The organism is Aureispira sp. CCB-QB1 (genome assembly GCF_000724545.1).
In the GTDB taxonomy this organism is placed as follows: Bacteria; Bacteroidota; Bacteroidia; order Chitinophagales; family Saprospiraceae; genus Aureispira.
The window spans coordinates 1-716 of sequence record NZ_JHBV01000085.1 but is presented as its reverse complement, the minus strand read 5'-3'; the positions used below and the strand labels follow the sequence as shown (position 1 = coordinate 716).

Genomic DNA, 716 nt, shown 5'->3' with positions numbered 1-716 from the left:
AAGCCAAAAACTTGGAAGTAGCAGGAGGAGAAAACCAAGATCAACCCATTTAACATGAAAGAAAAACTGATCCAATATCAAAAGCCACTTCTTGCCGTTGGTTTGTTGGTGCTCTTGCTTGTCTTGTATTTTTATCGACATCGCCTTTTTAAAGGAACGCTCTTAGCAGGGGCTAAACCGACTGTTGTTAATAGTACTAGCAATAGTTTCACCGCACCTCAAGCAGTTATCCTAAAAAAAGGCAGTCAAGGAGAGCAAGTCCGACAGCTGCAACAGCTCTTAAATCAAGAACATCAAAAACACGCTCCAACCTTCATTCCTCTACTAGAAGAGGATGGCATTTTTGGAGATAGAACCGAGCAAATGCTCCTTCGATACACCCAACAAAAGAGCATTACTTTAGCTCAACTGCAGACCAATCTTGCAGCTGCTTAAAACAATCTAAACCCATGTTTTTATTACTTCCTTTTTTATTAGGTGCTGGTAGTACGGGCTATTGGTGGTGGTCGAGTCAAGAGCAAAAAGAACCTTCTTTTACACAAGAACTCTTTGACCTACTCAAACCTATTTTGCTTGTGCTCCTTGTCCTTTTATTCTTTCGTTGGCTCTATGCCCAATCTACTCCAGCAACTCCAGCACCAAGCGCTTGAGTTGCTGTTGCTTTTTCAAAACCACTTCAAAAACCTCTTCCTATGGCTAGTTTCAACAGTTGGATG

The 716-nt window shown here is 41.5% G+C and carries 2 protein-coding genes; both read left to right on the top strand.

The window, feature by feature from the left end; all coding sequences use genetic code 11:
- The first annotated feature begins 54 nt into the window (after nucleotides 1-54).
- On the top strand, nucleotides 55-435 hold the full coding sequence (locus tag CG11_RS26290; protein ID WP_052599929.1) for a peptidoglycan-binding protein: 381 nt from the start codon (nucleotides 55-57) through the stop codon (nucleotides 433-435).
- Nucleotides 436-449: 14 nt separating this feature from the next.
- The gene (locus CG11_RS26285; RefSeq protein ID WP_052599928.1) at nucleotides 450-650 is read left to right on the top strand and encodes a hypothetical protein; all 201 of its coding nucleotides are present in this window, start codon (nucleotides 450-452) and stop codon (nucleotides 648-650) included.
- Nucleotides 651-716 lie beyond the last annotated feature (66 nt).